Source organism: Devosia sp. Root413D1, from assembly GCF_001425235.1.
GTDB lineage: Bacteria > Pseudomonadota > Alphaproteobacteria > Rhizobiales > Devosiaceae > Devosia_A.
Window position 1 is genome coordinate 408,544 of record NZ_LMEA01000001.1, and the last position, 22,507, is coordinate 431,050.

The 22,507-nt window shown below is 65.3% G+C and carries 28 protein-coding genes; 14 read left to right on the top strand and 14 right to left on the bottom strand.

Annotated elements, in window-relative coordinates; translation table 11 throughout:
* Positions 1 to 3 precede the first annotated feature (3 nt).
* Together ASC89_RS02045 and ASC89_RS02050 are read left to right on the top strand one after the other, a co-directional pair.
* Complete coding sequence (locus ASC89_RS02045) at positions 4 to 1,962, top strand: bifunctional diguanylate cyclase/phosphodiesterase (RefSeq protein WP_055994170.1); 1,959 nt, start codon at positions 4 to 6, stop codon at positions 1,960 to 1,962.
* 118 nt (positions 1,963 to 2,080) lie between these two features.
* Positions 2,081 to 3,820, top strand: a complete 1,740-nt coding sequence (locus ASC89_RS02050) for an ABC transporter ATP-binding protein (RefSeq protein ID WP_055994172.1) — start codon at positions 2,081 to 2,083, stop codon at positions 3,818 to 3,820.
* 219 nt (positions 3,821 to 4,039) lie between these two features.
* Here the strand turns inward: ASC89_RS02050 and ASC89_RS02055 are convergent, their stop codons facing one another.
* From ASC89_RS02055 to hslV, 5 genes are all read right to left on the bottom strand, one after another.
* Positions 4,040 to 5,209 carry a pyridoxal phosphate-dependent aminotransferase gene (locus tag ASC89_RS02055; RefSeq protein ID WP_055994174.1) on the bottom strand — a complete coding sequence of 390 codons (1,170 nt, stop codon included), beginning with the start codon at positions 5,207 to 5,209 and terminating at the stop codon, positions 4,040 to 4,042.
* Positions 5,210 to 5,421: 212 nt separating this feature from the next.
* Positions 5,422 to 6,732, bottom strand: coding sequence for an ATP-dependent protease ATPase subunit HslU (gene hslU, locus ASC89_RS02060; RefSeq protein WP_055994176.1), 1,311 nt, complete (start codon positions 6,730 to 6,732; stop codon positions 5,422 to 5,424).
* A gap of 6 nt (positions 6,733 to 6,738) precedes the next feature.
* Positions 6,739 to 7,248, bottom strand: coding sequence for a GNAT family N-acetyltransferase (locus ASC89_RS02065; RefSeq protein ID WP_055994178.1), 510 nt, complete (start codon positions 7,246 to 7,248; stop codon positions 6,739 to 6,741).
* Entirely contained in the window at positions 7,245 to 7,763 is a 519-nt protein-coding gene (locus ASC89_RS02070; RefSeq protein ID WP_055994180.1) for a GNAT family N-acetyltransferase, read from the bottom strand. The genes ASC89_RS02065 and ASC89_RS02070 overlap by 4 nt, the downstream gene beginning before the upstream one ends.
* Complete coding sequence (gene hslV / locus ASC89_RS02075; protein WP_055994182.1) at positions 7,750 to 8,310, bottom strand: ATP-dependent protease subunit HslV; 561 nt, start codon at positions 8,308 to 8,310, stop codon at positions 7,750 to 7,752. The genes ASC89_RS02070 and hslV overlap by 14 nt, the downstream gene beginning before the upstream one ends.
* 178 nt (positions 8,311 to 8,488) lie before the next feature.
* Between hslV and hisB the strand changes: the two genes are divergently transcribed.
* On the top strand, positions 8,489 to 9,076 hold the full coding sequence (hisB, locus tag ASC89_RS02080) for an imidazoleglycerol-phosphate dehydratase HisB (RefSeq protein ID WP_055994184.1): 588 nt from the start codon (positions 8,489 to 8,491) through the stop codon (positions 9,074 to 9,076).
* Here hisB and ASC89_RS02085 read toward each other — a convergent pair.
* Together ASC89_RS02085 and ASC89_RS28365 are read right to left on the bottom strand one after the other, a co-directional pair.
* A complete protein-coding gene (locus tag ASC89_RS02085; protein ID WP_055994186.1) occupies positions 9,073 to 9,456 on the bottom strand; it encodes a hypothetical protein in 384 nt (127 codons plus the stop codon). The two genes, hisB and ASC89_RS02085, sit on opposite strands and share 4 nt — an antisense overlap.
* A 100-nt stretch (positions 9,457 to 9,556) precedes the next feature.
* Positions 9,557 to 9,715 carry a hypothetical protein gene (locus tag ASC89_RS28365; RefSeq protein ID WP_156384466.1) on the bottom strand — a complete coding sequence of 53 codons (159 nt, stop codon included), beginning with the start codon at positions 9,713 to 9,715 and terminating at the stop codon, positions 9,557 to 9,559.
* 122 nt (positions 9,716 to 9,837) lie between these two features.
* Here ASC89_RS28365 and ASC89_RS02090 point away from each other — a divergent pair, with 122 nt between their 5' ends.
* From ASC89_RS02090 to coaA, 7 genes are all read left to right on the top strand, one after another.
* A complete protein-coding gene (locus tag ASC89_RS02090) occupies positions 9,838 to 10,188 on the top strand; it encodes a DUF2628 domain-containing protein (protein ID WP_055994188.1) in 351 nt (116 codons plus the stop codon).
* A complete protein-coding gene (hisH, locus tag ASC89_RS02095; RefSeq protein ID WP_055994190.1) occupies positions 10,185 to 10,835 on the top strand; it encodes an imidazole glycerol phosphate synthase subunit HisH in 651 nt (216 codons plus the stop codon). Before ASC89_RS02090 ends, hisH begins: the two co-directional genes overlap by 4 nt.
* 178 nt (positions 10,836 to 11,013) lie before the next feature.
* Positions 11,014 to 11,748 (top strand): 1-(5-phosphoribosyl)-5-[(5-phosphoribosylamino)methylideneamino]imidazole-4-carboxamide isomerase, encoded by a 735-nt coding sequence (gene hisA / locus ASC89_RS02100; protein WP_055994192.1) that lies wholly within the window; start codon positions 11,014 to 11,016, stop codon positions 11,746 to 11,748.
* Positions 11,748 to 11,972: a hypothetical protein gene (locus tag ASC89_RS02105; protein ID WP_055874504.1), complete on the top strand. Its 225-nt coding sequence runs from the start codon at positions 11,748 to 11,750 to the stop codon at positions 11,970 to 11,972. The genes hisA and ASC89_RS02105 overlap by 1 nt, the downstream gene beginning before the upstream one ends.
* Positions 11,969 to 12,775 carry an imidazole glycerol phosphate synthase subunit HisF gene (hisF, locus tag ASC89_RS02110; RefSeq protein WP_055874501.1) on the top strand — a complete coding sequence of 269 codons (807 nt, stop codon included), beginning with the start codon at positions 11,969 to 11,971 and terminating at the stop codon, positions 12,773 to 12,775. The genes ASC89_RS02105 and hisF overlap by 4 nt, the downstream gene beginning before the upstream one ends.
* Complete coding sequence (locus ASC89_RS02115) at positions 12,772 to 13,101, top strand: phosphoribosyl-ATP diphosphatase (RefSeq protein ID WP_055874498.1); 330 nt, start codon at positions 12,772 to 12,774, stop codon at positions 13,099 to 13,101. The genes hisF and ASC89_RS02115 overlap by 4 nt, the downstream gene beginning before the upstream one ends.
* On the top strand, positions 13,101 to 14,051 hold the full coding sequence (gene coaA / locus ASC89_RS02120; protein WP_055874495.1) for a type I pantothenate kinase: 951 nt from the start codon (positions 13,101 to 13,103) through the stop codon (positions 14,049 to 14,051). The genes ASC89_RS02115 and coaA overlap by 1 nt, the downstream gene beginning before the upstream one ends.
* Positions 14,052 to 14,188: 137 nt before the next feature.
* Here coaA and ASC89_RS02125 read toward each other — a convergent pair whose 3' ends face one another.
* Positions 14,189 to 15,190 carry an adenosine kinase gene (locus ASC89_RS02125; RefSeq protein ID WP_055874493.1) on the bottom strand — a complete coding sequence of 334 codons (1,002 nt, stop codon included), beginning with the start codon at positions 15,188 to 15,190 and terminating at the stop codon, positions 14,189 to 14,191.
* A 78-nt stretch (positions 15,191 to 15,268) separates the two neighbouring features.
* Positions 15,269 to 15,868, bottom strand: a complete 600-nt coding sequence (locus ASC89_RS02130) for a TetR/AcrR family transcriptional regulator (RefSeq protein WP_055994194.1) — start codon at positions 15,866 to 15,868, stop codon at positions 15,269 to 15,271.
* Positions 15,869 to 16,022: 154 nt separating this feature from the next.
* Here ASC89_RS02130 and ASC89_RS02135 point away from each other — a divergent pair, with 154 nt between their 5' ends.
* A complete protein-coding gene (locus ASC89_RS02135) occupies positions 16,023 to 16,472 on the top strand; it encodes a DUF2214 family protein (RefSeq protein WP_055994929.1) in 450 nt (149 codons plus the stop codon).
* A 33-nt stretch (positions 16,473 to 16,505) separates the two neighbouring features.
* On the opposite strand, the gene nth is transcribed toward ASC89_RS02135, so the two are convergent.
* Positions 16,506 to 17,177 carry an endonuclease III gene (nth, locus tag ASC89_RS02140; protein ID WP_244488376.1) on the bottom strand — a complete coding sequence of 224 codons (672 nt, stop codon included), beginning with the start codon at positions 17,175 to 17,177 and terminating at the stop codon, positions 16,506 to 16,508.
* Between the two features lie 39 nt (positions 17,178 to 17,216).
* On the opposite strand from nth, the gene ASC89_RS02145 reads away from it, so the two are divergent.
* Positions 17,217 to 17,696: a DUF2244 domain-containing protein gene (locus ASC89_RS02145; RefSeq protein WP_162247890.1), complete on the top strand. Its 480-nt coding sequence runs from the start codon at positions 17,217 to 17,219 to the stop codon at positions 17,694 to 17,696.
* Positions 17,697 to 17,911: 215 nt separating this feature from the next.
* Positions 17,912 to 18,775, top strand: a complete 864-nt coding sequence (locus ASC89_RS02150; protein WP_082533164.1) for a methylated-DNA--[protein]-cysteine S-methyltransferase — start codon at positions 17,912 to 17,914, stop codon at positions 18,773 to 18,775.
* 162 nt (positions 18,776 to 18,937) lie between these two features.
* Here ASC89_RS02150 and ASC89_RS02155 read toward each other — a convergent pair whose 3' ends face one another.
* Genes ASC89_RS02155 through pyrF form a run of 3 tightly spaced genes read right to left on the bottom strand, consistent with a single transcriptional unit; the run spans position 18,938 to position 21,119 of the window.
* Positions 18,938 to 19,552: a 2,3-bisphosphoglycerate-dependent phosphoglycerate mutase gene (locus ASC89_RS02155; protein ID WP_055994201.1), complete on the bottom strand. Its 615-nt coding sequence runs from the start codon at positions 19,550 to 19,552 to the stop codon at positions 18,938 to 18,940.
* A gap of 13 nt (positions 19,553 to 19,565) precedes the next feature.
* Positions 19,566 to 20,372, bottom strand: coding sequence for a 4-hydroxy-tetrahydrodipicolinate reductase (dapB, locus tag ASC89_RS02160; protein WP_055994203.1), 807 nt, complete (start codon positions 20,370 to 20,372; stop codon positions 19,566 to 19,568).
* A gap of 48 nt (positions 20,373 to 20,420) precedes the next feature.
* A complete protein-coding gene (pyrF, locus tag ASC89_RS02165) occupies positions 20,421 to 21,119 on the bottom strand; it encodes an orotidine-5'-phosphate decarboxylase (protein ID WP_055994932.1) in 699 nt (232 codons plus the stop codon).
* Between the two features lie 125 nt (positions 21,120 to 21,244).
* Between pyrF and ASC89_RS02170 the strand changes: the two genes are divergently transcribed.
* Positions 21,245 to 21,697: a MarR family transcriptional regulator gene (locus tag ASC89_RS02170; RefSeq protein WP_055994205.1), complete on the top strand. Its 453-nt coding sequence runs from the start codon at positions 21,245 to 21,247 to the stop codon at positions 21,695 to 21,697.
* Between the two features lie 201 nt (positions 21,698 to 21,898).
* Here the strand turns inward: ASC89_RS02170 and ASC89_RS02175 are convergent, their stop codons facing one another.
* Entirely contained in the window at positions 21,899 to 22,507 is a 609-nt protein-coding gene (locus tag ASC89_RS02175) for a histidine phosphatase family protein (RefSeq protein WP_055994208.1), read from the bottom strand.

The window sequence follows — 22,507 nt, forward strand, 5'->3', positions numbered from 1 at the left end:
CCATTGCGCAAGCTGTTTGACCGGCAGCTCGAGAAAGCGACGGACGCCGCCGGTCAGCTCGACCTGGTGGCGCTCGAAAGGCTGGTCACGGCAGCCTACGAGGAAGCCGAGCTGGACCGCAGCCGCACCGACCGCTCGATGGAGCTGATGATCGGCGAGCTGACGGCGTTCCAGGTCGGGCTCGAAGCCGAGATCGAGACGCGTACCGCGCAGCTGACGCGGAGCCGGCAGAAGCTCAGGACCCAGAACTTGCGCTTTCTCACCGCGCTCGAGAACATGTCGCAGGGCCTTGCCATGTTCGATGCGCGCCAGCGGCTGGTGGTCTGCAACCATCAGTATCTCGAGATGTACAACCTGCCGCGCCACCTGGGACGGGTCGGCACGCATCTGGTCACCATCCTCAAGGCGCGCATCGCCGCCGGCACCTCCGGCGGTGACGATCCGGTGGCCTATGTGCGCGAGCGGCTGCTCGTGGCGACGGAAGGGGTGAGTTCGTCGGCGGTCCACCAGCTCGCCAACGGCCGGGTGATGTCTGTCGCCCACAAGGCGATGGCCGATGGCGGCTGGGTGACCATGCACAAGGACATCACCGAGCTGCACAGCATGCAGGCCGAGCTCGCTCACCAAGCCTACCACGATGCGCTCACCGGACTGCCGAACCGCAACTTCTTCTACCAGCGGCTGGGGCAGGCGTTCGAGACGCTCGGCTCTGGCGCTGGCTTTGCGGTGCTTTGCCTCGATCTCGACGGGTTCAAGGCGATCAACGATTCGATGGGTCATGCCAGCGGTGACAAGCTGCTGCGGCAGGTTGCGGCGCGCCTTTCCGATTGCACCGCCGGGGCAGGTGTCGTTGGGCGCATGGGCGGCGACGAATTCGCCGTGCTGCTTCCCGGTGGAACGCGGGACAGCGCACTCGTTTTGGCCCGCACCATCCTCGATGCGATCCGGCGGCCTTTCGATATCGACGACCACGCCGTGCTGGTGGGCGTGAGTATCGGCATCGCTCTGGCGCCCGAGGACGGTGCAGGGGCCGACGCGCTGCTCAAGAGCGGCGACCTGGCGCTGTACTCGATCAAGCGGGGACGCCGCGGCGGCTACAGTTTCTTCGAGCCTGGCCTGGCGCAGACGCTGAGTGCCCGCTCCAGCATGGAGCACGACCTGCGGCGCGCCCTCGCCAACGGGGAGTTAGAGCTGTTCTACCAGCCGGTGCTCAACCTCGCGGCCCAGAAGATCGTCGGCTTCGAGGCTCTGCTGCGTTGGCGCCATCCGACCGAGGGTCTGATTCTGCCAGGCGATTTCGTACCCCTGGCCGAGGAGCTCGGCCTGATCATGCCGATCGGCGAGTGGGTGATCCGCGAGGCCTTTACCGAAGCTGCCAGATGGCCGGCATCGATGCGGATCGCGGTGAACGTCTCGACGGTGCAGTTCGAACGGGGCAGCCTCATCGACGTGCTGAGCAATGCACTGGCCGCAAGCGGCCTGGCGGCGAATCGGGTCGAGGTCGAGATCACCGAGACGCTGTTCCTCGAGCAGAGCGAGACGAACCTCGATATCCTGCACCAACTGCACGCGCTCGGGCTCAAGGTGGCGCTCGACGATTTCGGCACTGGCTTCTCGGCGCTCAACTACCTGCTGGCGTTTCCCTTCGACAAGATCAAGATCGATGGTTCGTTCGTTCGCGCTCTGGACAACACGGCGGGGGCTCACATCATCCTGGGGGCGGTCGCGAGCATCGGGCGGCGCATGGGAATTGTGACCACCGCCGAGGGCATCGAGACAGCGGAGCAGCTGAGAAACGTGCGCGCGCTGGATTACACCGAGGCCCAGGGCTTCCTGATCGCGAGGCCGATGAGCCGGGATGCGGTCCGCCAGCTGCTCGATCTGGCGAGCGATCCCAGGCTCGTGGGACCCATGGCGGTGGAACCGAAGACCGTCACCGCCACCGGTACTGGCGGGGCGTAGTCTCCCCCGGCTGCCAGGCATCCCGTGGATTCACGTGGAACATCCCGCCCGAGTGGACAGCCCGGCTGAACCGGCCTATGCGCTACCCCCTATATTCTGAGTTCTGCGGACAAGTTTCATGCTGCGCCGGTTCTTTGCCTATTACGCCCCCTACAAGCACCTGTTCTTTCTCGATTTCGGCTGTGCCGTGCTCGCCGGTGTCCTCGAGCTCGGCTTTCCGCTGGCGGTAAAACTGTTCGTCGACGACCTGCTGCCGGGGCAGAACTGGGGGCTGATCGCCGCAACGGCAGCGCTGCTGCTCGGGGTGTTCGCGCTCAACACCGTGCTCTCGGCCATCGTCAACTACTGGGGGCACGCGCTCGGCATCTCGATCGAGACCGATATGCGCCGGCAGGCTTTCGACCACATCCAGAAGCTGAGCTTTCGCTATTTCGACAACAACAAGACCGGCCAGCTGATCACCCACGTCACCAAGGATCTCGAAGAGGTGGGGGAGGTGGCCCATCACGGCCCCGAGGACCTGTTCATTGCGGTGATGACTTTCATCGGCGCGTTCCTTCTGATGTTCACCGTGCACTGGCAACTGGCGCTGCTCACCACCATCATCGTGCCGCTGATGACCTGGCTGGTGAGCCGCTACGGGGCGCGGATGACCACCACCTGGCAGCAGCTGTTCCGCCAGGTCGGCGATTTCAACACCCGCGTCCAGGAGAGCGTCGGTGGCATCCGCGTGGTGAAGGCGTTCGCCAATGAGGATTATGAGCGCGGGCTGTTCGCCAAGAACAACGAAGGCTATCGCGCCACCAAGCTCAGCGCCTATGCCATCATGACGGCGTCGATTGCGCTGAGCTATTTCAGCACCCGCTTCGTGCAGCTGGTGGTGATGGTCGCCGGGACCTGGTTCGTCATCGCCGGCGAGCTCAGCTATGGCGGCTTCGTCAGCTTCCTTCTCCTGGTCAACGTGTTCTTCCGGCCAATCGACAAGATCACCTCGGTGCTCGAGAGCTACCCCAAGGGTATTGCCGGCTTCCGCCGCTTCACCACGCTGATCGATACCGAGCCCGACACTGCCGACCGGCCGGGCGCCAGGGCGGTCGAGGGCCTCAAGGGCGATATCGTCTACAAGGATGTGAGCTTTGCCTATTCGGGCGATCCGGCTTCGAAGGACAAGGTGCTCGATGGGCTGACCCTCACTATCGCGGCCGGTGAGACCGTCGCCTTCGTGGGCCCGTCCGGCGCCGGCAAGACCACCATCTGCTCGCTGTTGCCGCGCTTCTATGACGTCACGGCTGGTGGCATCACCGTCGACGGCGTCGATATCCGCGACATGACGCAGGCCTCGCTGCGCAGCCAGATCGGCATCGTTCAGCAGGACGTCTTCCTGTTCGGCTCGACCATCCGCGAGAACGTCGCCTATGGCCGCCTCGGCGCCAGCGACGACGAAGTAATGGATGCGCTCAGTCGCGCCTCGCTCGACGAGTTCGTGCTGTCACTCCCCGATGGGCTCGATACCCCGACCGGCGAACGCGGCGTAAAACTGTCGGGCGGCCAGAAGCAGCGTCTCGCCATTGCCCGCATCTTTTTGAAAAACCCGCCGATCCTCATCCTTGATGAAGCGACCTCCGCCCTCGATACCGCCACCGAATATGCCATCCAGCAGGCGCTGGCCGCGCTGTCGGAGGGCCGTACCACCCTGGTGGTGGCGCATCGGCTGGCCACCATCCGCAATGCCGACCGTATCGTGGTGGTAAGCAGCGAAGGGATCGTCGAACAGGGAACCCATGCCGAGCTGCTCGGCAAGGAGGGTGCCTACGCCCGGCTGCACGGCGCGCAGTTCGGGCAATTGGCCAATCCGTAATGGCTACGGTTCATCTCGAAGGTGAGACGGCAACGGGTGGAATCTCTGGCGCCGGTTCGGGCTAACCCCCCTTGATCCCTCCCCCTAAACAAGGAGGGAGACGACGACCTCGATGCCAGCGCTTTGGTCTCCCTCCCCATGTTTAGGGGGAGGGGACAGGGGTGGGGGTCAGCAGTCACCGTGGCCGGTGGCAATACGCCGACTCGTTGAGCCTCGAGCTCAGCGCCCCAGAAAACTCCTCAGCCGGCCAACCCCGTCGCGGAGCTTGTCCGGCTCAACGGCGTGGCACCAGCGGAGCCACCCGTCACCTTCCACCCCGAACGCGCCGCCCGGCGCGAGGCCGAGCCCCGCTGCCTCGACCAGGCGCTTCGCCAGCCCCAGCGTGTCGGGATAGCCTTCGATGCGGAAGAACACATGCATCGCGCCGCCGGCATCGGGGATGACGACGCCGGGGATGCGGTTCAGCTCGGCGACCAGGAGGGTTCGCGTGGCAGTGAGCTCGGCCCGAAGCTTCGTGACCGTCGGCTCGCCATCGGTCAGCGCAGCCGTCGCGGCGCGCTGCACCGGCTCGAGGATGCACGAGGTGTTGTACTCGATGACCTTGGTGAGATCGTTCGACAGCGTCTCTGGCGTTGCCAGCCAACCGACGCGCCAGCCGGTCATCGACCAGGCTTTCGAGAAGCTGTTGACCGAGATGATCCGGTCGCCGGTCTGATAGCGGCGGAGGAACGACGGAGCCGAGCGGCGCCGCGGGTCATGCACCAGCCGCTCGTAGACATCGTCGCTCAGCACCCAGATACCGTGCCTGCGGCAATGCGCCAGCACCGCGTCGACTTCATCTTCCTCGATGGTCCAGCCGGTCGGGTTGTTCGGCGAGTTGATGATGGCGAGCCGGGTGTCCGGGGTCAGCGCTGCGAGCAGCCGGTCGAGATCGAGCGACCACTTGCCGTTCCTGATTGTCAGCGGTACCCGCACCACCTCGGCACCGAGAATCTTGGGGATCTCGACGATATTGGGCCAGAGCGGTGTTACGGCCACCACCCGGTCGCCGGGTGACAGCACCATCTGCGCCGCGATCATCAGCCCCGAGACGCCTGACCCCACCGCCGCGATGCGGCCCGGCGCGACGGTCGTGTCGTGCAGCTCGCTGAGGTAGCCGGCGATCGCCTGCCTGAGATATGGCCGGCCGAGATTCTGTGAGTAGAACGTCTCGCCCTCGGCCAATGACGCCATCGCCGCCTCACGAATGAAGCGCGGCGTCGGCTGGTCGGACTCGCCGAACCAGAACGGCAGCACGTCGGTCCGGCCCATCCCGGCATTGGCGACATCGCGGATCAGCGAGGATTGCAGCGACTGGACGTCGGGGCGGGCGGAGACGGAGCTGGTCATGCGGCGAGATATGGCGGATGCGCGGCTGGCCCGCAAGCGTGAGACCGCCCCCACCCAGCGCCGCTAGTTCGCTTCGCTCACAAGCTTTGCTGCCCTCCCCACAAGGGGGAGGGAGGCGATAGCTGCAGGTTTTGGTTCTTGCGTCTCCCTCCCCCTCGGGGCGACATCTTGTCGTCCCCTTGTGGGGGTGGCCCCACGCCCGGGCGGTGGTGCTACAGCACGAACCTGCTGAGGTCGGTGTCGGCTGCCATCTTGCCGATGCGCTCGTCGACATACCCCTTGTCGATGCGGATCGTCTCGCCCGCCTTGTCAGGCGCATCGAACGAAATGTCTTCGACCAGCCGCTCGAGGATGGTGGCGAGCCGGCGGGCGCCGATATTCTCGACCGTCGAGTTGACCTGCACCGCCGCGTCGGCGATCGCCTCGATCGCATCGGGGGTGAAGTCGAGCGTCAGCCCCTCGGTCTTCATCAGCGCCACATACTGCTTGATCAGGCTCGCGTCGGTATCGTTGAGGATGCCGATCAGGTCCTGCCGGGTCAGCGCCTTGAGCTCGACACGGATCGGCAGGCGGCCCTGCAGTTCGGGCAACAGGTCCGAGGGCTTGGCCACATGGAAGGCGCCCGAGGCGATGAACAGGATGTGGTCGGTCTTCACCGGGCCGTACTTGGTCGAAACCGTGGTGCCTTCGATCAGCGGCAGCAGGTCGCGCTGCACGCCTTCGCGGGAAACGCCGCCACCGTAGCCGCCTTCGCGGTTCACGATCTTGTCGATCTCGTCGATGAAGGCGATGCCATGGTTCTCGACCAGATCCACCGCTTCCTTGTTCAGCTGGTCCTGGTCGAGCAGCTTGTCGGCCTCCTCGGCCAAGAGCGGCTGGTGCGCGTCCTTCACCTTGACCTTGCGCTTGACGCCGCGGCCGCCAAAGGCCTTGCCCAGCATGTCCTGGATGTTGATCACGCCGATATTGGCGCCCGGCATGCCGGGGATATCGAAGCCGCCGGAATTGCCGGTCGGCTGCATCTCGATCTCGATTTCCTTGTCGTCGAGCTCGTTGGTGCGAAGCTTCTGGCGGAAGCTGTCGCGGGTCGATGGCGAGGCGGACGAGCCGACCAGCGCGTCGAGCACCCGCTCCTCGGCATTGTGATGCGCCTGCGCCTGGACCTCGGCGCGCTTCTTGTCGCGCAGCAGCGAAATGCCTGCTTCGACCAGGTCGCGGATGATCTGCTCGACGTCGCGGCCGACATAGCCGACTTCGGTGAACTTGGTGGCCTCGACCTTGATGAACGGCGCCTGGGCGAGCTTCGCCAGCCGCCGGCTGATCTCGGTCTTGCCGACGCCGGTAGGTCCGATCATCAGGATGTTCTTCGGCGTCACCTCGGCGCGCAGGTCATCCGGCAGCTGTTGCCGGCGCCAGCGGTTGCGCAGCGCCACGGCCACGGCGCGCTTGGCGTCATGCTGGCCGACAATGTAGCGATCGAGCTCGGAGACGATCTCGCGCGGGGAGAAATTGCTGTCACTCATAATCCGTCACTTTCCGCTGCCCTCATCGAGGCGCAGCACCATGAGATAGTCATCGTAGAAGACGCCATCGACCTTGAGGCCACGCGGGTCTTCGCCATACGTCACAAAGCCGTGCCGCTCGTAGAGCCGGCGGGCCGTGGGGTTGTCCTGCGTCACCGCCAGGTGCAGCTGCAGCACGTGGTTGCGCGCTTCGGCGATCACCGCCGCGATCACCAGGTCCGCGCCGCCGCGGCCGCGCGAGCCTGGGCTGAGATAGACGCCGATGAGATGTCCGCGGTGCGCCGAATTGCTATTGGCTTCGCGGTAAAAGCCAGCCGTGCCGACCAGCGCGGCGCCGTCGAACAGCCCGAAGATGAAGCTGCGCTCCAGCCGCCCGGCAAAGACCTCGATTGGCTGCGTCCCCTCTTCGGCAAGGCTCGAGCCGAACGACGCCGGCGACAGCGTCAGCCCCTCGATGCGGAGCGTCCGATAGGCTTCGGCATCCGCTGCTGTCAGCCGGCGAGTGGTCCAGCTCACGCGACGTCTCCCTCGGCGTTCCGCGCCAGCATCAGCGCCGGGCCATATTCCGAGTGCCGGGTGTCGAAGCGTTCGAACCCGGCTTTCTCATAGGCCCGGATCGCCGCCGCGTTGGCCGGATCGGGATCGATGATCACCCGGATGGCGCCTTCCTCGAACAGCAGCTCGACAAATGCCTCGATCAGCCGCGGGCCGTGGCCCTTGCCGATCAGTTCGGCCGGTCCGATGAACTGGTCGATCCCCAAGGTGCCGGTTGGCTGGTCCTGGTATGGGTGTCCGTCTTCGAGGTGCGGATCGTAGCTCTGGATGTAGCCGATCGGCTTGCCGTTGAGTTCGACGATGAAGGGCTCGACCGAAATGCTGTCGATATGGCCTTCGATCGACTTCAGGCCTTTGACCGGATCGTCCCACCATCGCGCTACGTGCGGCTCCGTCAGCCAGCCGGCCAGAAGCGGCAAGTCAGCTCGCGTCACCGGCCGGAAGCCGTAGCGGAAGTGGGCGTCAGACGGTTTCAATCGTTTCGACCGTCACGTTCTCGTTGGTGTAGATGCACACCTCGGCGGCGATCTTCATCGCCTTGCGGGCGATTTCCTCAGCGTCCATGTCGGTGTTCTCGCTCAGCGCCAGCGCCGCCGAATAGGCGTAGTTGCCGCCCGAGCCGATGGCGATGGTCGCGTGGTCTGGGGTGAGCACGTCACCGGTGCCGGTGAGCACCAGGGTGACGTCCTTGTCGGCGACGATCATCATGGCCTCGAGCCGGCGCAGGTACCGGTCGGTGCGCCAATCCTTGGCCAGCTCGACCGATGCGCGCATCAGCTGGTCGGGATACTGGATCAGCTTGGCCTCGAGCCGCTCGAACAGCGTGAACGCGTCGGCGGTGGCGCCGGCGAAGCCGCCGATCACCTTGCCGTCGGCGAGGCGCCGCACCTTCTTGGCGGTATGCTTCATCACGGTGTTGCCGACCGAGACCTGTCCGTCACCGGCCACCACCACCTTGTTGCCCTTGCGGACGGCGACGATCGTCGTGCCGTGCCAGCCGGGAAACTCGTTGTCCTTCGACATCTTGGGAAAAACTCCAGAACTGTTGGTCCCTATTTAGGCACGGGGCGGGCGAATGCAAACCGGCCTAGCCGGTCGGGTAGTTTCCGCGATGTTACCGAGGTCCGTCGCGCCTTCACCGCATCTTCACCGCTCCGGCGCTATCTGCTACAGCCGCCGCGCCACGATAGGGACTGCCGAGATGCGCACCGCCGAGATCGCCCGCAAGACCAACGAGACCGATATCAAAGTGTCGGTGAACCTCGATGGGTCGGGCAAGCATGACATGCAGACCGGCATCGGCTTTCTCGATCACATGCTGGATCAGTTGTCGAAGCACTCGCTGATCGACATGACCGTCGTCGCCAAGGGCGACCTGCACATCGATTTTCACCACACCGCCGAGGATGTCGGCATTGCACTGGGTGAGGCGATCAAGCAAGCGCTCGGCAACAAGCGAGGCATCCGCCGCTACGCCTCGTCCGATCTGCCGATGGATGGCACGCTCACCCGCGTCGCCCTCGACGTCTCGGGTCGGCCGTTCCTCGTCTGGAATGTCGAGTTCACGCGCGACAAGGTGGGCGAGATGGATACCGAACTGTTCCGCGAGTGGTTCCAGGCCTTCGCCATGAATGCCGGCATTACGCTGCACGTCGAAACCTTCTACGGCGACAACAACCACCATATCGCAGAAAGCGCCTTCAAGGCGCTGGCCCGGGCGCTGCGCGCGGCGGTGGAGATCGATCCACGTGCCGCCGATGCCATCCCCTCGACCAAGGGCACGCTCTAGCTGTTCGGCCGGCCTTCGTCGTCCATTCCCATCCCGAGCATCGGCATCACATCCACGGCATGGCACGGGAAGATGCTCATATGCGGGTGCCCCTCGAACATCTGCGCGGCGGCCTCCAGCGACGGCGCCCGAACCACGACGAAGGCCGTCAGGTGGTTGACTGATTTGGCGATGCCTTGGTCGGTCACCTGCAGGGTTTTGCCCAGCGGGCTGCCCACATAAACGATCGCATGCTTGTGCTTTTCGTCCCAGGCCTCGAGTGCCGGCAGGCCGATGGCGTCCCTTTCCCGCCGCTCCTGCTCGGAGAGCGCGTTCCAGGCCTGCCACTTCGGCCCAGCCTTGTCGCTGTAGAACACCGCGAGATATTTGCCGTCTGCCATCGTCGACCTCCTGCAGCGTCGCCAGTACAGAAAACCAGTCGCTCTGCAGCAACTGGTCCCGGTGCCACTACAACTTGCAAAGTGCAAGCGGTTGGCAGGCTCAACTGAAGCCGTAATTGGCGCCGGCGCTGATGACCGTCAGGGTGAAGATCGCCATGACGACGAGCAGCCCGATGGCGAGCCAGCCGATGAAAATGCCCTGGGTCGGTTCGGAACCCATCGTTCCATCGCCATGCGGGTCGTGGGAATCATGCGTCATAAAGCTCTCCTCAAAGCCGGTTGAACCAACGGCATGGCAGGCGGTCGGTTCCCTCATCTTCCAACCGTGCGGGTTTTGCTCTAAGGCGAACCCGCAACCACGCCGATCCAGTGAGGATAACCGTGACCCTCTATTCCGTCTACGAGCGCCCGAGCGACGGGCCCACTGCGGTGGCCGATCGCTTCTCCTGGTCCGCGGCCCTGCTGCCGCCGGTGCATGCGCTCGTCCACGGGCTCTGGCTGCTGCTCGGGATCTGGGTTGCCGGCACGGTCGCGATCACTGGCTTGAGCCTCGTAATCGGCGGTGAGGCGGCGTTCTGGCTCTATGTGCTGTTCGCCACCCTGATCGGCTTTGAGGCCGGGAGCTTCCGCCGGGTGAAGACGGCGAAGCGCGGCGGCCGCTATCGCACCGAGATCGTCGCCGCCGATGAAGACCTGGCATTGGTCGACTACCTGAAGCGGCAGACCCGATGAGCACGGTTACCATTATCGATTACGGCTCGGGCAATCTCCGCTCGGCCGCCAAAGCCTTCGAGCGCGCTGCGCGGGAAGCGGGGACCGGTGACGACATCCTCGTCACCGACGACGTCGAGACGGTGCGCCGCGCCGACCGCATCGTCCTGCCGGGCGTCGGCGCCTTTGCCGATTGCCGCGCCGGGCTCGACGCCGTGACCGGCATGGTCGAGGTGCTGGAGGAGCGGGTGATCAAGGGCGGCGTGCCGTTCCTCGGCATCTGCGTCGGCATGCAGCTGATGGCCACCGAAGGCCGTGAAAAGACCATCACCAAAGGGCTCGGCTGGATCCCCGGAGCGGTGGTCAGGCTCGAGCCGAAGCGCGACCTCAAGGTCCCGCACATGGGCTGGAACACGCTGACGATCAGGCAGACCCACCCGCTGCTGGCGGGCATCCCCGATGGGCCCAATGGGCTGCACGCCTATTTCGTCCACTCCTATCACCTGGCGGTGGACCGTCCGGAGACCCTGGTCGCCAGCGCCGACTACGGCCAGGAGGTCACCGCCATCGTCGGCCGCGACAATCTGCTGGGCACCCAGTTCCACCCGGAAAAGAGCCAGACCCTCGGGCTGACGCTGATCCGCAATTTTTTGGGGTGGAAGCCGTGAGCCCGAGCGCTTGGCTACCCCTCACCCTAACCCTCTCCCCAAGGGGGAGAGGGGACGATTGGACCGCAGGCCGTGCAGCTATCGCCCCCTCGCCCCTCCAAGGGTGCGCAATAGCGCACCTGGGGGGAGAGGGCCGGGGTGAGGGGCACCCAAGCGCCGAAGAGTCGGAGTTCTCCGCATGATCCTGTTCCCCGCCATCGACCTCAAGGATGGCCAGTGTGTCCGGCTGAAGCTGGGCGACATGCAGCAGGCCACCGTCTTCAATGACGATCCGGCCGCCCAGGCCAAATCGTTCGAGGACCAGGGGTTCGAGTACCTGCACGTTGTCGATCTCAACGGCGCCTTCGCCGGCCGCAGCGTCAACGGCGATGCCGTGCAGGCGATCCTCGACCGGGTGAGCTTTCCGGTGCAGCTGGGTGGCGGCATCCGCACCATCGCCCATATCGAGGAGTGGCTCGGCCGGGGGCTGGCCCGTGTGATCCTCGGCACCGTCGCGGTGCGTGATCCGGCGCTGGTGCGCGAGGCGGCGCGGCTGTTTCCGGGTCGGGTGGCGGTCGGCATCGATGCGCGCGGCGGCAAGGTGGCGGTGGAGGGCTGGGCGGAAACCTCCGAGCTGACTGCCATCGAACTCGGGAAGCGCTTCGAGGGGGCAGGGGTGGCGGCGATCATCTACACCGATATCGACCGCGACGGTGTGCTGAAGGGCATCAACTGGCCCTCGACGCTGGAGCTGGCGGAAGCCGTGTCGATCCCGGTGATCGCCTCGGGTGGGCTCGCCTCAATGGACGACATCCGCACCATGACCGAGCCGCGCTACCAGCTGCTCGAAGGCGCCATCTCCGGCCGCGCGCTCTATGACGGGCGCATTGATTCACGTGAAGCAATAGCGCTGCTGAAACAGCGAGCTGCCTGATGGCTGAGCTCAAGAACAAGCCGATCCTGGTCGAGCGGGTCCGCCTCTGGTGGTATCCGCTGGCGCTGGTGCCGATCCTGGCGCTGTTCTATGCCGGCTTTACCGGCATCCTGCCCACGCTGTTCGGCCTCGCCGGGCTGTTCGCCTTCATTTTCTGGGTGTTCTCCTTCGGTTTCGCCATCTATGCGAGGGTGAAGCGCCCACCCTCGGAACCGCGCCAATGAGCCTGAAAACCCGCATCATCCCCTGCCTCGACGTCAAAGACGGCCGCGTTGTCAAAGGCGTGCAGTTCGTCGACCTGATCGATGCCGGCGATCCCGTCGAAGCCGCCATCGCCTATAACGCCGCCGGCGCCGACGAGCTGACCTTCCTCGACATTGCCGCGAGCCACGAGAACCGCGACACCATTTTCGATGTGGTGGCGCGCACGGCCGAGCACTGCTTCATGCCGGTGACGGTAGGCGGCGGCATCAGGAAGCTCGAGGATATCCGAAAACTCCTGCTCGCCGGCGCGGACAAGGTGTCGATCAACTCGGCCGCGGTGAACGACCCGGATTTCATCGCCCGCGCCGCCGACAAGTTCGGCGACCAGTGCATCGTCGTTTCGGTCGATGCGCGGCGGCGGCAGATCCAGGCGCCGGGGCAGCAGAACATGGATGAGTGGGAAATCTACACCCATGGCGGCCGTAATCCGACCGGGCTCGACGCCGTCGAGTTCGCCGCGAAAATGGTCGAGCGGGGCGCCGGCGAACTGCTGGTCACCTCGATGGATCGCGACGGCACCAAGTCGGGCTTCGACCTGAAGCTCACCCGCGCCGTTGCCGATGCGGTGCATGTGCCGGTGATTGCTTCCGGCGGCGTCGGCTCGCTCGGTGATCTGGTCGACGGGGTCAAGGAGGGGCACGCTTCGGCAGTGCTCGCCGCCTCGATCTTCCACTTCGGTACCTACACGGTGGGCGAAGCCAAGGACTACATGGAGCGTCACGGCATTCCGATGCGGCGCGACAGCAATGCGGGAGAAATTTGATGAGCTTCAGCCTCGAAGACCTGGATAAGCGCATCGCCGCCCGCGCCGGCGCTTCGCCCGATGAGAGCTACACGGCAAAGCTGCTGGCCGGCGGGGTCGAGCGTTGCGCCAAGAAGTTCGGCGAGGAAGCCGCCGAGATCATCATTGCCTCGGTGACCAAGGACAGGAAGGGCACCGAAGGCGAAGCCTCCGACGTGATCTACCACCTCCTGGTGCTGCTCCGCGCCGCCGGCGTGCCGCTCGCCGACGTGATGGCGCAGCTCGAGCGCCGCACCGCGCAATCGGGCCTCGAAGAGAAGGCGTCGCGCGGGAAGGTACAGGGCTGATGGGGGTCAAAAAGCTCGAGCTCGCGCCCTACCACTATTTCAGCAAGGCCGAGTGGAGCGGTTTTCGCGCCGACGAGCCGATGACGCTCGACGCCGATGACGTCAAACGCCTGCGCGCCCTCACCGATCCGATCTCGTTCACCGAGGCGGAAGAAATCTACCTGCCGCTGAGCCGGCTGATCTCGCTCTATGTCGAGGCGACGCAGGAGCTGCACCGCGCCTCGACGAAATTCCTCGGCGCCGATGGCCGCAAGGTGCCGTACATCATCGGCGTCGCCGGCTCGGTGGCGGTGGGGAAATCCACCACCTCGCGCATTCTGAAGGCGTTGCTCAGTCGCTGGCCGAGCTCGCCCAAGGTCGACCTCGTCACCACTGACGGTTTCCTCTATTCGAACCAGCGGCTCGATGCGCTGCAGCTCGCCGACCGCAAGGGGTTTCCCGAAAGCTACGATCGCGGCGCGCTGATCCGCTTTCTTTCCGACATCAAGTCGGGCAAGCCCGACGTCAAGGTGCCGGTCTACTCGCACCTCGTCTACGACGTCATCGATGGCGAGTTCATCACCATCGATCGGCCCGACATCCTGATCGTCGAGGGGCTCAACATCCTGCAGCCGGGCGAGTTGCCGAAATCCGGAAAGCCGATCCTGTTCGCCTCCGACTTCCTCGATTTCTCCATCTTCATCGATGCCGACGAGAACGACCTGACCACCTGGTTCATGGAACGCTTCCGGCGGCTGCGCGAAACCGCCTTCGCCGACCCCAAGAGCTTCTTTCACCGCTTCACCAAGATGAGCGCGGAGGAAGCCGAGGCTTTCGGCATGTGGGCGTGGAAGGAAATCAACCTTCCGAACCTGCGCGACAACATCCAGCCAACCCGCAGCCGCGCCGACCTGGTGCTGACCAAGGGCCCCAGCCACGCGATTGAACGGGTAGCGCTGCGGAAGGTTTAGTGCGCTTGGCTGCCCCTCACCCCGACCCTCTCCCCAAAGGGGCGAGGGGGCGGTGTGGCACAGTCGGTGCAAAGTGCGTCCCCTCGCCCCTCTGGGGAGAGGGCTAGGGTGAGGGGCGCCAAACGCACCTGCCGGGCCTAAATCCCGATGCTCTTCTCAGCCGCCAGCGCCTGCAAATCCGCCACCGGCCGGGCGCCGATATGCGAGATCACTTCGCTGGCCGCGAGGCACCCCGCCTGCAATGCGGTTCGGAAGTCGCGCTCCCGTGCGATCGCCAGCAGGAACCCCGAGGCGAACAGGTCGCCGGCGCCGGTAACGTCGACCACTTCTTTCACCGCATAGGCGGGGACGGTGATGATCTCGCCCTCGTGCACCACCATGGCGCCGTCGGCGCCCATGGTGATCGCCGCGAGTTCCGCGTCTTTGGCGATCGCCTGCACCGCGCCATGCAGGTCGGTCTGGTACAGCGACTTCAGCTCTTCGACATTGCCGAACACGATATCCATGGTCTTGGAGCGGATCAGGTCGAGGAACTCGTCGCGGTAGCGGTTGACGCAGAACGGGTCCGACAGCGTGAACGAGGCGGCGCGCTCGTGCTTGTGGGCGTAATGCGCCGCCATCACGAAGGCCTTCTTGGCCTCGGTCGGATCCCACAGGAACCCTTCCATATAGGTGACGGTGGCGCCGCCGATCTCGTCTTCCTTGATATCGGCGGTGGTCAGCTGGTGGCAGGCGCCGAGATAGGTGTTCATCGTCCGCTCGCCATCCGACGAGAGGAGGATCATCGAGCGGGCGGTGGCCGGGCCATCGCTCAGCCGCGAGACGCCGTAATGCACGCCAATGCGCTTGAGGTCGTCGGCGAACACGTCGCCGAGCTCGTCGTCCGCCACCTTGCCGACGAACGAGGCCTTGCCGCCGAGCGAGGCGACGCCGGCCGCGGTGTTAGCCGAGCTGCCGCCGGAGATCTGGCGCTTGTCGGCTGGCATGCGCTCGTAGAGGTAAGCGGAACGCTCGGCATCGACCAGGTGCATGATGCCTTCCGACAATCCCTCGCGTTCGAGGAAGCCGGGATCGATGGGAGCTATGACGTCGACGATGGCGTTGCCGATGGTGAGAACGTCAAACCGGGCCTCGGCCATCGGCGATCCTTCGATGAAAATGGGGTAATTGAGCCGCGCCGGAAATAGAGGAGATTGCGCTCGCGCGCAACGCCAACCTCAGCCCGGGTGCGGCTTGCCGAAGCGCTGCGCATGCCGGCGGGTCAGCTTGCGCACCAGCGGCTCGGCATTGGCGGCGGAAACCCCGAGCAACTGCTCGTCGAGCAGCAGCATGGAGAGACCATGCACGAACGCCCAGGCGCTGATCGCCGCCTCGCCCGGCGCCTCCGGATCTTGCTTCGCCGCCGCCACCGCGAGGCTGGCGTAAGCGGCATCTGCAGCGCGGCGCAGGTCCTTGTCCTCGAACTTGCCGAGCTCCGAGGAGAACATCAGCTTATAGAGCCGCGGGTAGCGCAGCGCGAATTGCACATAGGCCTCGGCCATGGCGCCGAACTGCTCATCGACCGCGACACCCGCTTTGGCCGCCTCGACCGCTTCGAGGAACAGTGCGAACCCGGCGGCCGCGACCGCCTGGATCAGCGCCTGCTTATCGCGGAAATGCCGGTATGGCGCCGCTGAGGAGACCCCGACCCGCCGCGCCAGCTCGCGCATGCCCAGTGCCTCGGTGCCGCCTTCGAGCAGCAGTTCCAGCGCCGCTTCGACCAGCGCACGGCGCAGGTCGCCATGGTGATAGCGGTCGGATGGTTCAGATGTTGACATTGCTCACATTGAAGATTATCTCGATGCGAACAGTGTTAACATGCTGCCTCGCACCGGTCGAGGCAGCAAAGCGAGATCAGGAAAGGTTGTGAGACTTTTCCGGTTAGATCTCGCGTCCAAACAAGACCCTATCATCCTTCACGGGAGCGACATGATGACCGACCTGATCCTTGCCATCGCCCACCACCTTGCGGTGTTCACCCTCGTCGCGATCTTCGCTGCCGAGTTCGCCTTGCTGCGGCCGGGACTCGAGGGCAAGCGGCTCCGCCAGCTCGCTTCGCTTGATCGCGCCTATGGCGCCACGGCCATGCTGGTCATCGTCGTCGGCATTGTCCGGGTGATCTTCGGTTCGGCCGGCTGGGAGTATTATGTCGGCAACTGGGTGTTCTGGGCCAAGATGATCGCCTTCCTCGGCGTCGGCCTCGCCTCGATCCAGCCGACGGTCTCGATCATGCGCTGGCTGAAGGCGGCGATGGCAGATGCTGGGTTCAGCCCGTCGCCGGCCGAGGTCTCGGGGTCACGTCGCTTCCTCTACCTGCAGGCCGCGCTGCTGGTGTTCATCCCGAGCTTTGCCGCCGCCATGGCGCGGGGCTACGGGGTCTAACCTGAGCTTTGCACTGTCGGATCGGGCTTGCCTCTAACTCCCCTTCGGAGCCGGTGTCTTCGGTTCGAACCGGCACCACTCGCGAATGATGCAGCGCCAGCAATCGGGTTTGCGCGCCTTGCAGATGTAGCGGCCATGCAGGATCAGCCAGTGGTGCGCGTGCAGCAGGTACTCATCCGGCACGATCTTCAGGAGCCCCAGCTCCACCTTGAGCGGGTTGTCGCCCGGGGCCAGCCCGGTACGGTTGGCAACGCGGAACAGGTGGGTGTCGACCGCGATGGTCGGTTGCCGGAACGCAATGTTCAGCACCACGTTCGCCGTCTTCCGGCCGACACCGGGGAGGCTCTCCAGCGCTTCGCGATCCTCAGGCACCTTCGAATCGAACTTTTCGATCAGCTGCTGGCTCAGCGCAAAGACGTTCTTGGCCTTGTTGCGGAACAGCCCGATAGTCTTGATCTTGTCTTCGATCTCGGCCGGACCCAGCGCCACCATCTTCTCCGGCGTATCCGCCAGCTGGAACAACAGCTTGGTCGCCTTGTTGACGCCGGCATCGGTCGCCTGTGCCGAAAGCACCACTGCGACCAGGAGCGTGAAGGGGTTCACGTAGTCGAGCTCGCCCTTCGGTTCGGGCTCGGCTGCCGCAAAAGCGCCGAAAATGGCTTCGACATCTGCTTTTGGCAGTCGCTTCACTTTTTGCTGCGCCATTTCCGTCATCCTGATTCTGAGCCTATACTGATGCCCAAGATGACGACCCAAACGCAAGCGAGGCCGCTATTCGCGGCAAAGCTGACGCCCCATCGATCGCTGGGACGCAAGGGTTTTCGCGTCGTTATCGTCCTTCTGGCGGTGCTTGCCACCATTCCCGGCATTATCTTCTTTTCGATGGGCGCCTGGCCGATCGTCGGTTTCCTCGGCCTCGATATCGCGTTGATCTGGTGGGCGATGCGCTCGAGCCAGCGCGACGGCAAGCGCTACGAGGAAGTGACGTTGTGGCCGGACCAGCTCGAAATCAAGCAGGTCGATGGCACGGGCAAGGAAACCCTGAGCCGCTTCAACCCCTATTTCGTCAAGCTGGTGGTCGACCGCGACTACAACGAGCGGACCGTCGGGCTGCACCTCAGAACCCGTGACCGCGACGTCGTGCTCGGCCAGTTCCTCAACCAGGACGAAAAGTCGAGCTTCGCCAAGGCTTTCGGCACCGCGCTGAAACGGGCACGGGTTTAGGTATCCGTCGCATCGGGCCATAAGCCCTTCCCGCGCACCGGCGTCATCCCAGCGAAAGCTGGGACCCAACTGGCAGCCCGCGCAGATGGAGAGTTGGGTCCCTGCTTTCGCAGGGATGACATCGAGTGTGTGGAACTTCTGGTGGCTCAAGATGTCGAGCAACGAGCGTCAAAACCGGGTCGCAACGGCGGCTCGGCGCGCCTATGTTCCGCCTCATGAGCAAGCACGAAACCATCATCGCCAACTCGGATTACGAGACCGTCCAGGCCGCCATCGCTTACCTCAGCGAGACGCTGCCCGACGAAACCGATCTGCCGCGTTTTGCCCGTGCCATCGGGCTGACCGAGCGGCAGCTCACCGACCTGTTCCGCCGCTGGTGCGGGCTGAGCCCGAAAAGCTTCGCACAGGCCGTGGCGCTCAATCACGCCAAAAAACTCCTCGCCGACCAGCAGAGCGTGCTCGACACCACCTATGAGGTCGGTCTCTCCTCGACCTCGCGGCTGCACGACCTGTTCGTCACCCATGAGGCCATGCCGCCCGGCGCCTTCCGCGCTCGCGGCGAAGGCCTCGAGATGGTCTGGGGCGCCGCCCCCTCGCCGTTTGGCACCGCGGTGCTGACCATGACCGAATACGGGCTGAGCGGCATCGGCTTCGCCGACGAGAACATGTCGGTCGAGGAAGCCTTCGAGGATCTCGCCAACCGCTGGCCCAATGCCAGCTATCGGCGCGACGACAAGGCCGTGGCGCCGGTCGCAGCCCGGGTGTTCGATCCCAACCGCTGGGATCCCGAACAGCCGGTGCGGGTCGTCCTGATCGGCACCGATTTCGAGGTGCAGGTCTGGGAGACGCTGCTGAAGATCCCGGTGGGCAAGGCCACCACCTACCAGAAGGTCGCCAACCATATCGGCCGCCCGACCGCGGCTCGCGCCGTCGGCGGCGCCGTGGGCAAGAACCCGATCAGCTTCGTCGTGCCCTGCCACCGCGTCGTGGGCACCAGCGGCGCGCTCACCGGCTACCACTGGGGCGTGCCGCGCAAGCGGGCGATTCTGGGTTGGGAAAGCGGAGTAGTGGGGGCGTAAGGCCGGCTGAAACAGCCCCGACTCTTCACCTCCCCCTTTATGGGGGACTTCGAACCGTCCCGCGGGGCAAATCGCTCCAGTGGAGCGATTTGAGGCGAGAAGGCCATGAGAGCTACGCTCGAATGGCGAGGGAGGGGGCCGTCTCTCTCAGTCAGGCGACCTTCAGATCGCCACCTTCTCCGCCAGCTTCCCGTCCGCGCCGATCTTGTAAATCACCGGCTCGCCCGTTCCGAGCTCGCGCTTCAGAATCTGTTCCGGCGTCAGGTTTTCGATCGCCATGACGATTGAGCGCAGCGAGTTGCCGTGCGCGGCGACCAAAACGGTCTTCCCGGCCTTCAGCAGCGGCACGATCTCGGCGTCGTAATAGGGCAGGGTGCGGGCCGCGGTGTCCTTGAGGCTTTCGCCGCCCGGCGGCGGCACGTCGAACGAGCGCCGCCAGATCAGCACCTGCTCCTCGCCCCATTTGGCCCGCGCGTCATCCTTGTTGAGGCCGCTGAGATCGCCATAGTCGCGCTCGTTCAAGAGTTTTGAGCGGGTGATCGTCACCTCGGTGATCTCGAGCTCCTCGAGGATCAGGTCGAGCGTGTGCTGGGCCCGGCGCAGTGCCGAGGTGAAGTAGACGTCGGGCACGTAGCCGGCCGCCTTCAGCTGCTTGCCGGTGTGGCGCGCTTCGCCGATGCCTTGCTCGGTGAGGTCGGGGTTGCGCCAGCCGGTGAACAGGTTCTTGAGGTTCCAGTCGCTCTGGCCGTGGCGAACGAGGATCAGCGTCCCGGTCATCGAATAATCCTTGTCAGTTGAAGCCGAGCACGTCGGCCATGGAATAGAGGCCGGGCCGCTGGTCGCGCACCCAGAGGGCGGCGCGCACCGCGCCGTCGGCGAACAGCGCCCGGTTGTCGGCGATGTGGTTGAGCTCGATGCGCTCCGATGGGCCGGCAAGGATCACCTTGTGCTCGCCGATGACATTGCCGCCGCGCAGCGCGGCAAAGCCGATGCTGCCCTCTTCGCGCGGCCCGGTGTGGCCGTCGCGGACGCGGACCGAGTGGGTCTTCAAATCGAGATTGCGGCCGCGGGCGGCGGCTTCACCCAGCATCAGCGCCGTGCCGGAGGGGGCATCGACCTTCTTGTTGTGGTGCATCTCGAGGATCTCGATGTCGAAACCCGGCAGCGCCGCGGCCGCCTGCTTCACGAGGCCCAGCAGCAGGTTCACGCCGAGCGAGAAATTGCCCGCCTTGACGATCCGGGCCCGGGCAGCCGCCTCGCGGATCGCTGCGTCATCAGCCTCGCTGCACCCGGTGGTGCCGATGATGTGGACCAGCCCGCGCTTTGCGGCCTCCTGCGCCAGCGCCACCGAATTGGCGGGCGCGGTGAAATCGAGGATCGCCTCGGCGGCGCCGAGGGCAGCCGCGACGTCGTCGGTGATCGAAACACCGAGCGGCTCGAGGCCCACGAGTTCGCCTGCGTCCTTGCCGATCACCGGCGCCCCAGCGCGGTCGAAGGCGGAGACGACCGTAATCCCTGCCGTCGCGGCGATGGCGCGGATGTTCGCCGCGCCCATCTTGCCGCCTGCGCCGGCGATGGCGACCTTGAGGTCAAACATGCTTGCTCCTACCGAACCCGTGCGACGCCTATAGCCCAGCCGGCGCGGTCATGCCAGCCGGGTGCCGCCGGCCATCTCGGCGAGGATCGCCTGCGCCGCGCTTGCCGGATCTGCTGCCGCAGTGATCGGCCGCCCGACCACCAGATGGCTGGCGCCGGCGGCCAGCGCCTCGGCCGGGCCCGTCACCCGCTTCTGGTCGCCATGTGCGCTGCCAGCCGGGCGGATCCCCGGGGTCACGATGGCGAGCTTGGGCCCCACGATGGCGCGCACCATCTGCGCCTCATTGGGCGAGCAGACGATGCCACCGATCCCTGCGTCTTTCGCCTGTTCCGCACGCAGCGCCACCAGCCCGGCCGCATCCCGGGCATAGCCGGCATCCGTTAAGTCGGCATCGTCCATCGAGGTCAGCACGGTGACGCCGAGCACGGTAAGCCCGGAGCCCGCGGCGGCTTTTGCCGCGGCGCGCATCGTCTTGGGGTAGGCGTGCACCGTGACCATGGTGGCGCCGGTCCTGGCGATCGCGGCGACGCCCTTTTCGACGGTGTTGTCGATATCGAGCATTTTGAGATCGAAGAACACCCGCTTGCCGGCGTTGAGCAGCGCCTTGCCGAGGTTGAGGCCGTCGCCACCATAAAACAGCTGGTAGCCGATCTTGTAGAAGTCGACCGCATCGCCCAGTTGCGCGATCAAGCGTTCCGCCTCGTCTCGCGTATCGAGATCGAGTGCGACGATCAGGGTGCCTGCCATCAGATGTCTCCGGATTTTCCGGTCAGTGCCATAGCGGAACGAATCGGGCAAGCAGAAATGCCCGCTTGCGCGCGATGCTATGGCGCCATAGCGTCCGCGCAACACGATGGAATCATAGATCAATCATGCAGCAGCAGGCGCTTTCCGCCATTGTCGCCTGGGTGCGGCTCGAGCGTGCCACCGAGGCCTTCCACGCCGACCTGAAGAAGCGCTTCGGCATTACCGGGCTGCAGCTTGCCGTGTTGCGCATCTGCGCCGAACGCCCGCAGCTGCCGCTCGCTGCCTTGCGCAAGGCGCTGGTTATGCACCCGGCAACGCTCGGCCAATCGATCGACGAACTGCGCCGCATGGATCTGGTGACGGTGAAGACCGACCCGCGCGATCGCCGCGCCCGGCTGGTCGGGCTGACCGAGGCGGGGATCGAGCTCCTGGCCAAGGCGCCGCTCGCCGGCCCGACCCGGTTGCGCGAGATCGACCACGAGGTGGCGCGGCTCGATCGGCTGAAGCTGGCGCTCGAGGACGCGGTGGAACTGTTCGGGTTGGGCGAGTGGGCGCCGGGTCGGAAGGATGGGGCGTGACACTGCCGGTGCAAAGTGCGTCCCCTCGCCCCTTTGGGGAGAGGGCCAGGGTGAGGGGCAGCCAAGCACACCGGAACCAACTGCTTCGCGCGGGGTGCTGTTCCGGACATCTGAGCGCTTGGCGCCCCTCACTCAACCCTCTCCCCAGAGGGGCGAGGGGGCGGTGTGGGACGGCCGGCGCCCTTGCCCCCATTAGGGGAGCTAAAGCCCGTCAATCCTCGCCGGCAGATCCTCCATCGCAATCCAGTCGGTCAACAGCTTCCGGTCGCTGAGCCGTACCACGAAGACATTGCCGCCGCCCGGGTTGCCGATGCGGCGCTGGTCCTCGGAACGGGCGATCGTCAGCCCGCCCAGCTGACACTTCAGCAGCGTCCCCACCGCGCCGTGCCCGGCAAAGCCGATCGGCTTGGTCGCATCGTGGCCGGCCAGCACCTCGTCGAAGCCGGCGACCACCCGGCGCTGCGCGTCGCGGGCCGTCTCCCAGCCCTCGGCCGACTCATCGGGGTGGGCGAACAACGCGTCCGCCAGCGCCTCGAAGCGTGCCGAAGGAACAAAGCCGGTACTGCGACGGTCGTTCTCGTCGAACTTATCCCCGCTGTCCACAGGCGCGCCGCAGACTGTCGCGAGAATCGCCGCCAGCTCGAGAGCCTTGGTTTCCGTGCTCGAAACGAGGCGGGTCAGGTTCTCGACCAGTGGGTGGTTCGCAAAACGTTCTGCTCGTGACCTGCCAAGGCTGGACAGCCCCCAGCGTGGCGTTGCGACGTTGGGGTCGATCACCACTTCGGGGTGGGTGACGTAGAGCGCGTACAC